This window comes from Acinetobacter pseudolwoffii, from assembly GCF_002803605.1.
Lineage (GTDB): Bacteria > Pseudomonadota > Gammaproteobacteria > Pseudomonadales > Moraxellaceae > Acinetobacter > Acinetobacter pseudolwoffii.
The window spans coordinates 1-9,168 of sequence record NZ_PHRG01000014.1 but is presented as its reverse complement, the minus strand read 5'-3'; the positions used below and the strand labels follow the sequence as shown (position 1 = coordinate 9,168).

At 33.5% G+C, this 9,168-nt stretch carries 13 protein-coding genes; 10 read left to right on the top strand and 3 right to left on the bottom strand.

Going from position 1 to position 9,168, the window contains the following annotated elements:
- The 4 genes from CWI32_RS14405 to CWI32_RS14385 all read left to right on the top strand — a co-directional run.
- On the top strand, positions 1–190 hold a 190-nt coding region (locus CWI32_RS14405), incomplete at its 5' end, for a hypothetical protein (protein ID WP_157799541.1).
- 570 nt (positions 191–760) lie between these two features.
- Complete coding sequence (repM, locus tag CWI32_RS14395; RefSeq protein ID WP_004733876.1) at positions 761–1,672, top strand: replication initiation protein RepM; 912 nt, start codon at positions 761–763, stop codon at positions 1,670–1,672.
- A gap of 78 nt (positions 1,673–1,750) precedes the next feature.
- Complete coding sequence (locus tag CWI32_RS14390; RefSeq protein WP_071852199.1) at positions 1,751–2,281, top strand: plasmid replication DNA-binding protein; 531 nt, start codon at positions 1,751–1,753, stop codon at positions 2,279–2,281.
- 199 nt (positions 2,282–2,480) lie between these two features.
- A complete protein-coding gene (locus CWI32_RS14385; protein WP_100535607.1) occupies positions 2,481–2,747 on the top strand; it encodes a DUF6966 domain-containing protein in 267 nt (88 codons plus the stop codon).
- A gap of 63 nt (positions 2,748–2,810) precedes the next feature.
- On the opposite strand, the gene CWI32_RS14380 is transcribed toward CWI32_RS14385, so the two are convergent.
- On the bottom strand, positions 2,811–3,347 hold the full coding sequence (locus CWI32_RS14380) for a porin family protein (RefSeq protein WP_100535606.1): 537 nt from the start codon (positions 3,345–3,347) through the stop codon (positions 2,811–2,813).
- Positions 3,348–3,673: 326 nt separating this feature from the next.
- Positions 3,674–4,270, bottom strand: a complete 597-nt coding sequence (locus CWI32_RS14375) for a hypothetical protein (RefSeq protein ID WP_005166856.1) — start codon at positions 4,268–4,270, stop codon at positions 3,674–3,676.
- Positions 4,271–4,582: 312 nt separating this feature from the next.
- Between CWI32_RS14375 and CWI32_RS14370 the strand changes: the two genes are divergently transcribed.
- From CWI32_RS14370 to CWI32_RS14355, 4 genes are all read left to right on the top strand, one after another.
- Entirely contained in the window at positions 4,583–4,870 is a 288-nt protein-coding gene (locus CWI32_RS14370; RefSeq protein WP_023271598.1) for a BrnT family toxin, read from the top strand.
- Positions 4,857–5,171, top strand: a complete 315-nt coding sequence (locus tag CWI32_RS14365) for a BrnA antitoxin family protein (RefSeq protein ID WP_083008170.1) — start codon at positions 4,857–4,859, stop codon at positions 5,169–5,171. The genes CWI32_RS14370 and CWI32_RS14365 overlap by 14 nt, the downstream gene beginning before the upstream one ends.
- A 92-nt stretch (positions 5,172–5,263) precedes the next feature.
- A complete protein-coding gene (locus tag CWI32_RS14360) occupies positions 5,264–5,488 on the top strand; it encodes a hypothetical protein (protein WP_033134781.1) in 225 nt (74 codons plus the stop codon).
- A 32-nt stretch (positions 5,489–5,520) separates the two neighbouring features.
- The gene (locus CWI32_RS14355) at positions 5,521–6,123 is read left to right on the top strand and encodes a hypothetical protein (RefSeq protein WP_100535605.1); all 603 of its coding nucleotides are present in this window, start codon (positions 5,521–5,523) and stop codon (positions 6,121–6,123) included.
- Between the two features lie 102 nt (positions 6,124–6,225).
- Here CWI32_RS14355 and CWI32_RS14350 read toward each other — a convergent pair whose 3' ends face one another.
- Positions 6,226–7,581: a MobA/MobL family protein gene (locus tag CWI32_RS14350; protein WP_071852197.1), complete on the bottom strand. Its 1,356-nt coding sequence runs from the start codon at positions 7,579–7,581 to the stop codon at positions 6,226–6,228.
- Between the two features lie 216 nt (positions 7,582–7,797).
- Between CWI32_RS14350 and CWI32_RS14345 the strand changes: the two genes are divergently transcribed.
- On the top strand, positions 7,798–8,484 hold the full coding sequence (locus tag CWI32_RS14345; RefSeq protein ID WP_071852198.1) for a hypothetical protein: 687 nt from the start codon (positions 7,798–7,800) through the stop codon (positions 8,482–8,484).
- A 570-nt stretch (positions 8,485–9,054) separates the two neighbouring features.
- A partial coding sequence (locus tag CWI32_RS14335; protein ID WP_157799540.1) for a RepB family plasmid replication initiator protein occupies positions 9,055–9,168 on the top strand: 114 nt, incomplete at its 3' end.

Below are 9,168 nucleotides of genomic sequence, written 5' to 3'. Positions count from 1 at the left end.
CTCAGAAGAAACTAATGATATTGAGAAAATTGGAAGAGCAATTAAATCATCAATCTTAATTAATGGATTAAGTAATAATGAACAACTGAAAAAATATATTGAACATGCTGAAAATACAGCAGCGTTTCAATTAATAAATAAGACAGTACAAGATATTTCAACAGATGTGAGAAATCCTAATAAAAAATAGTTTTTTAAAACAATATATTACAGAGCGAGTGTCTACGAGCGAACTGACACCCTCAACTTTTAGCCGGGTTTTTCCCTGATTACAGGCTTCCTTTTGTTTACGTGACTCAGAATCAGAGCGTCACGAAGTGCGCGAACGATGAAGCTTTTGTTTTTAAAAAAGCATGAGCATAGCGAATGCATTATTGCTTTTGATTTTTTTAAATTGATATATGTATTAACCAAAAAATTGTCCCTAGAATCGAGCGAAAGCGAGATTCAATAGAGTTTGAGCGTAGCGAAAACCAAGGGCAATTTTTCTTAATTGATGTTTTTAATGTTTTTAATAGTTTTTAATGTTTTTAGCCTACCTTAAAGGCTTGTAGATAAAGGGTTATAGAGGATCACCCCCTACCTTTAGCAGTATATATCCCTACCTTTAGCAGTATATATCCCTACCTTTAGCAGTATATATCCCTACCTTTAGCAGTATATATCCCTACCTTTAGCAGTATATGTTTATCTCGTTTTCTTCTTTATTTCCTACAAAAAAAAATATATAGTAAATTAATAAAAATTTTATGGTCTAATAATGAGTAAAAATATAGTCGTAAAAGCGAATATCTTGATTGAGGCAAGCTACAAACTTGATTTGGTAGAAATGCGCTTAATACTTTTAGCAATTATTGAAGCTAGAGAAAGTAAAACATTGATTGATGCTAACTCTCTGATAAAAATATCAGCTAAAAAGTATGCAGAAATGTTTGATATTAGCCTCAAAAACTCTTATTCCATGCTACGAGGGGCTTGTAAAACCCTGTTCGACAGACAATTTTCATATGTGGATTGGGATTTTGATCTATTAAGTGAAGATACTTCTAAAATCTTTTTTACTTCTCGATGGGTATCTAAGGTAGGTTATAAGCCAGGTTTTGTTTACTTATCTTTTGCTCCTGATGTCATACCATTAATAAGTCGCTTAGAAAAAGAATTTACGCGTTATGACCTTCTTCAAATAAGTAAGTTTTCTAGTATTTATGCTGTTCGGATTTATGAAATATGTATGCAATGGAAGATTGCTAAAAAGTTTTATATTTCTCTCTCTGATTTACGAAATACATTAGGTTTAACAGAAATAGAACTTTCAAGAATTGATAACTTTCAAAAGAAAGTCCTTGAAGTAGCAAAAGATCAAATTAATGAGTCTTCGGACATAACTATTGATTATAAAACCAAAAAGTCTGGAACCAAGATAACTGGCTTTGAGTTCACAATAAGATCCAAAACATCACAGCCAATTAAAATGGAAATCGCCTTAAATGATAAACAAATTCTTTTGTTCTCAAATAAGCTAGTTCATGAACCTTCATTTGCTTCAAAGTACAGCAAAGTTGGTGAAAGTTATGATGACTTCGCTATAAGAATTTCTGAAAATTTAACTATTCCTGATAAGGTTCAGGAATACTTACCCTATCTAGAAAAAGTCGGGTTCAATACTGCTTAAAATATAGACTTGTCGTTTTGTCTATTAGACAGTCTAATAGACAAGACATTTTTACAAGATTAGGCATCACTTTACATCATGAAAAGCCTTTCAGTTTTAGAGTTATCCAAGCTTTACAATATCAATAGACAGACCATCTATAATCAGATAAACAAAGGAATTTTAAGTAAAAATTCTGATAATAAGATTGATTTCTCAGAAGCCATCCGTGTATTTGGTGAACCTGCAAGAAAACAGGATGTAAAAGAGCCTGTAAAAATAGACAGTCCAACTTCGGCAGAAGTTTTATTGCTTAGACAGCAGATAGATATGCTCAAAAATCAGCTTGATGATGCCAAAGATCGGGAATCTTTCTATCAAAACCAAATTGAAACGATGCAACGCCTATTAGAAGCCCCAAAACCTAATATGACTACGTTTACCGATCAAGAATTAGTGCAACCCAGCATAGTCAAACCAGATCCCGAACCTGACACAGCAGAAGCTAAACATGACGGATTGACTACTCCAGAGCGGAGGGAAAATAAGCGGATTCCAGTGCCGGAGCATGTTGAACAGGAACCGGAGAAAAGGGGCTTTTGGAGCCGTTTTTTTAGACCCTATGATTAACCACGATTGTTAAACTGATATGAACAAAGTCGTGAAACATTGATCAAAGAATAGGCGTGGAACGTGAAAAATCATAAAAAAAGCCCACCTTGGGGAAGATGAGCTATAAACTAGAAACTACAGCATTGATTTCTAAAGAAAATTATAACGCATTTCGTATAAGGTGTATTATGTTAATTTTAGGAAAATTAAAGAATTTATGGAAAATGAAAGTCTAGAATCGATAATTGAAAAGCTAATAGCATTATTTGAAGAATTTGATTTAAAAAATTGGGAAAAAGCATATTCTGATATGCTCTTATGTCTTAAAGAGGATCCAGAATATGCTAAGTATCAATTGCGCATTAATTTTGGAGGAATGGGGTCATTTAATGATCTCATCTTGCATCGTGATGGAGTTCCTCTTATTGAAGAAAATGATTATTTAAATGAATTAAGAAAACAATTGTATGCCTATTTAACATAATGGCTGTTATACAAATTTCCAAAAAAAAGCGAGAATTTTCTCCTCGCTTTTTTACTCAACAAATTAGAAGTTATATTTTAATTGAGCATTTACACCATTAAAGCCATCAAATGCATTAACGTGTGTGTAAGCTACTTCTGCAGCCAAGTTTGGAGTGAAGTTATAGCCAGCTCCAGCTTGAATGATTAAACCTGAATCATCTTCGCTAGCTGAAACTGTATAACCTTGATAAGTAGCATCTACATCGAGGTCAACACGTGCATAACCTGCCATACCTTTAGCATAGAAATTATTTGCTAAAGGATATTTAGCTGTTAAGCCAATACCATAGTATTGAACATCGGCGTCAGTTCTTACACCAAATTCTTCTAAATCGCCATCGAACTCGATGTCATTTACAGATTTATTCCAGAATACTTCAGCACCAACATATTCATTAAATTGCAAACCACCATTCAGGCCTAGAAAATGTACATCAACATCATCGTTATTTAAAAATGTATAGCCAGCGCCTACATATGGCTGAATTGTTGTACTACCAGCATTTGCTGTAGTTGCTGCAATAGCCCCAAGAAGTGATACTAAAAGCAGTTTTTTCATTGTATATCTCATGAATATTGAAGTTATATAAAAACCCATAAATCATTGATTTAAAGGATTTGCATATATTGGAAATATAAATAAAAATTTGCAATAAAATTATACTAATTAGTAAGATATTTTTTGATTAATTGATTAATAAACAATCTTTTCTATTATTTCTAGAAATTTTCTATTTAACATAATGGCTGTTATACGCAATAAAAAAACCTGGGCACCAACCCAGGTCTAAAATTTAAAAAACAGATAAATATCAGTGCAATAAACTCATTTTTCTAATTTCGCATAACGTGTATTATGTTAATTATAGGAAATCTTAAAGTTAATTAACTTATTTCCTTTATTTCCTCATTGAGGATTTTTAATACTGTTAAACATATATCTAAACGTTGCTTATCTGAAAGATTAGGTACATCACTGGGATATATCCGAACATTTATTCCATTCCAAATAAACCAATCATTTCCATTTTTGCACGGCTCTACATTTAAAAATTTATCATTACCTGCATAACCTGTAGATGCATTAAATTGTCGTGACTCCACAAAGACTCGCACAATAGGGTATTTTTTATTAAATTGATTTTCCCAATTTCTTTTTAGTAGCCTATTTACCGTATCTGGCCACCTTATATGAAAACCATTATCACTAAAATATTCTCTAGGTATTAACCAGAATCTGCTATTACGTTTAATTAGGACATATTTACGGGAATCATATTTTGGTAATCGTACTTGTTCCTCTAGAGTGTACCTATCAAATTCTTGAGCCAATCGAAGCCGTTGCCTTTCCATTTTGCTACTAATTTTTGCATTTTGTTCTTGCTCTGATAGAGGAATGCATTTAAGTGCAAGCCATGCCATAAATATTATGAGCAATAAAACTCCGATAAAGCCTTTAGAAGAGTAAGTTTTTATTTTCATTGTTTTAAATAGGGTTAATGAGTTAACTACCTAAATTAATCTATAGTTCGATCAATTGCTTGTATTGAATTATGCTTATTTAACATAATGGTGGTTATACGCAATACACTTGTATATTAATATAAATATCAAATACTTAATAAAACAAAAAAAATCCAAGAATGCCCAAAAAGCCGATTTTGAAACAAGTCGGCTTTTTTATGTTCGATTCTGTAAGCTTTTGCCAATAAATTTGACTAAAAATTACGCTTCTCAACTTGAGATATACAATTTTGTGATACATTATTGTATATACAAATTTGAATGTTTTTTATGGAACAGTATTTCGAATGGGATGAGGCAAAGAATCGAAAGAATCAGAAAAAACACGATGTCTCTTTCGAAACGGCAAGCCTTGTTTTTGAAGATCCTCTAAGGATCTCAATCCAGGACAGACATACCGATGGTGAAGAACGTTGGCAAACCATTGGAAAAGTAAAAGGCGTACTAATGCTGTTAGTAGCTCACACCATCTTTGATGAAGATGACTGTGAAATCATACGAATCATTAGTGCAAGACAAGTAACTAAGGCGGAGCGAGATAGATATGAGCATGGTTAGATACTCACGCAAAGAACTGAATGAAAAATTCAGCGACAAGCAAGATGCTGAAATTCAACGCTTGCTTGCTAAGGGAACGGTTCCTGACGATCAGCTAGATCTCTCAGATATGCCTGAAATTACCGACTGGAGCAATGCTGTACGCCATAATCAATTCTATCGCCCAGTGAAGCAACAGACTTCCATTCGTTTAGATGCTGATGTACTTGCATGGTTTAAAGCTCAAGGCAAAGGCTATCAAACACGAATGAATGAAATTCTGCGAGAAGCAATGTTAGAAGATTTAAAAAATCATCAATAAAAATGGGAGCTTAGGCTCCCATTTTTTATTACAAAATTCATAAAATTTGATAGAATAGAAAAATTATTTGATTAAATTTTATAGAGTTTTTTATGAAAAAAACAATTATCGGGGCATTAGCTGTTTCAACACTTTTAATTTCTGCATGTAGTACATCACAACCTATGTGGAGAAAAGCTGGAATTACTCCACATGATGCTAATAATGCTTTAGCAAAATGTCGCTATGACATAGGTTTAGCTAAAGTAAATCAAAATGAAAAAGCTGAAATGATACAAGATTGTATGATGGCACAAGGTTTTAGATACACCTATTAATCTCTATAAAATCCAAATAAATAGGTTTATTAATGAAAAAGTTAATAGGTTTTGCAGCCATAGCTGTTTTTTGTACGAATTCTTTAGCAGAAATCCCTGTAAAAAATAATAGTATTCCTTTCAATAAGCTGCCTATAGAGATTAAAGAAGTAGTTCAAAGTGAGTATATAGATACCTGCCAACGCATATCTGAAGATGAAGAAATGCAAGTTAAAAATCCTAAAATCACTTTCTATAAAGGATTTTTGGTAAATGTAGATTTTAATGGCGATGGACTAAAAGATTACATTATCCGATCTTCAGCAGTTACCTGTGAAGGTGCTTACTCATTTTTCACTGGAAGTAGTGATGGCTTTATAGATATCTATTTTCAAAATGAGGCAGGTAAATACAATCATGTACTTAATTATTGGTTAGGACGTGAAGGATTAGAGCTAAAAAAAGTTAAAGATCACTATCGTTTTACATCTGAATATAACGGCAGTTATTTAGCATGGGATAAATCTATAAATAAATTTATTTCATACTATGGCCCTGAAAAAAGAAAAGATATTTTAGATATAAATGATGAAAACTCTACAACTAGCCAAACCTCTACAGAGAAAGGTGAAGTTCTAAGACAAGCTTTTCAATAATCTAGAAATATTCAAAAGACGCCTTTACATAGGCGTCTTTTTATTTAACATAAAATCTCTTATACGAAATTTCATTGTAAGCCCCAAATAGAAATGTCCGGTTTACAGCTCGAAAGTATTATTTAGATCATCATAATTTCGCGTATTTTTAACCTTAAGCTGTCCATGTGTATTTGCACCATATATGCTTTCAAATCGTGAAATACGCTCATTTAAACGCTCTGACATACGCATTTCACTATAAGTCATAGATCGACTCTTTGAGCATTCTTGTATTTGCTCTAAATCATGCTTGTAAATTTCATAAATCAGAGTTGATACCTCTTTCCGATCTTCTTTTATTGCCACGTCATTCAATAGGGATGCTTTGCGCTCAAGTACATCGATATAGTTAGAATTTGGTTCGTCTTGGAGAACTGCGAGCTTCCTAATTTCCTTCACTTTTTCAACTGTTCCTTGATGCGTTATCCAATCTAATTTGTAGGCTAAATCGGATGCTGAAACACGCTCAATTACTTGCCGTTGCTGCATTTCAGCTTCTTTCCGCTTGACCTTTTCAAGCATAGCGTAATACTGCTGTTGATATAGCTCAAAATTATTCCAATCCCTAGTTTGTAAAATCGTTTCCTTCTTTGCTTCAACTTCTTTAATCACGTCAGGATCAGAGCTATTGAGTTTATAACGTGGGATCTGCTCAACATCTTTCAGATTAGTGCCATATTTGGCGTTATAGTCTTTATTGCTCAAGCATGAAGCTATATTCGGCACAACAATTTCAAGTTCCGGCTCCCCAGGATTACGCCCTTTCACTTTAACAACCTTAGTGGGTGCATACGTCACCAGACTTTCATTAATCAAGTTCTCAGCAACTTGTCGATGATAAGCGATTTGATCACGACCTAAGCCCAATGCATCTGCTGTTAGTTTTTCAGCTCCACCTTTTGTTGGGTTTTTTGGACGATATTGCTTAAAGAATTGCTCCGGTGGTCTTTCCAAACCATCGGCAAGGGTTCGCTCTGAATACATGAAATGCAAGTGCGGTTGATCTTCACCCGTAATTGCTGATTTATGGATATGAACGGCACAAGTGAACGGAAATTGATGCTTGTTTGCGAACTCATCAATAAACTTTTCGACAAGTTCTTGCCGTTGCCATTGGCTTAACTCTTTTGGCAGTGCGACCGTCATCACTTGGCTAGTCCGGCCGCGCTCGATTTCATATTTATCCGCACTATGCCAGAACTTCTTTGGGTCGTTCTTAGCCCATTGGGGCATGTTCCCAGACTTAACAAATTCGACAGACTCCCCTTCCTTTAGTGTCGCGTGATGAGCTGTTCTAGTGATGTAGTGAAAGCCATTTTTTGAAGTTGGACTTTTCTTTGTTTTGCCTTTGTTTTTACCCGACTTAATTAGAGTTTTTTTATTTTTTACATTCTGCCGTTGGTTAAAGTAATACATAAAAAATCCCTCTATTAGCTGGGTCTCTTCTGCCTCCGGCAGGACGAGGAGTAGTGTCTTTTAACTTGATCATAACCCCTTTAGGGGGTATGTCAATTAAAAGACACGGAAACGAGGTCATTAATTATTTCTGTATAAACAGAAATAATTATGACTCATCCCCAATTGCAGGTTATGATAATTTTTAATTAGTGACATTTTTTGAGGTTTTCATAAATGGCAGGTCGTCCAAATTTAGTCGTAACTCAAGATGAACTATGCGAACTTTACAAGCACATTAAAACACTCCCTTTTCATAAACTAATTGAGCAAAATTTTGTTAGGGAATATGAAATAAATCCTGAAAAACTACTCATTCAAAACTTGGCATTAGTTAAAAAATGTAGATATGAAAAAAATGATTTTGATAAACGGATGACTTATTTCAATCTGTTAAAACAAAGCATAAAACCAACACAGCTCGAACAATCAATACTTGCACTCGAAAGACTATCAACTACAAGTGCAGATGCTTATTTCACAATGCACAAGTCTTTAGATCAGCTCAAACGATCAGCTAAGAATGAATTTCTTGAAAAAAATATTGCTGTCGAAATTCAAAAAGCCCTCGACCCTAAGACTGCTGAAAACAAAGCTGAATCACGAAATCAAAGAAATGCTGAATTAATTTTTTTAGGAGCAGCAGTTAAAAAATTATTGAATTATATGAATATCTCAGAAGAAACTAATGATATTGAGAAAATTGGAAGAGCAATTAAATCATCAATCTTAATTAATGGATTAAGTAATAATGAACAACTGAAAAAATATATTGAACATGCTGAAAATACAGCAGCGTTTCAATTAATAAATAAGACAGTACAAGATATTTCAACAGATGTGAGAAATCCTAATAAAAAATAGTTTTTTAAAACAATATATTACAGAGCGAGTGTCTACGAGCGAACTGACACCCTCAACTTTTAGCCGGGTTTTTCCCTGATTACAGGCTTCCTTTTGTTTACGTGACTCAGAATCAGAGCGTCACGAAGTGCGCGAACGATGAAGCTTTTGTTTTTAAAAAAGCATGAGCATAGCGAATGCATTATTGCTTTTGATTTTTTTAAATTGATATATGTATTAACCAAAAAATTGTCCCTAGAATCGAGCGAAAGCGAGATTCAATAGAGTTTGAGCGTAGCGAAAACCAAGGGCAATTTTTCTTAATTGATGTTTTTAATGTTTTTAATAGTTTTTAATGTTTTTAGCCTACCTTAAAGGCTTGTAGATAAAGGGTTATAGAGGATCACCCCCTACCTTTAGCAGTATATATCCCTACCTTTAGCAGTATATATCCCTACCTTTAGCAGTATATATCCCTACCTTTAGCAGTATATATCCCTACCTTTAGCAGTATATGTTTATCTCGTTTTCTTCTTTATTTCCTACAAAAAAAAATATATAGTAAATTAATAAAAATTTTATGGTCTAATAATGAGTAAAAATATAGTCGTAAAAGCGAATATCTTGATTGAGGCAAGCTACAAACTTGATTTGGTAGAAATGCGCTTAATACTTTTAGCAATTATTGAAGCTAGAGAAAGTAAA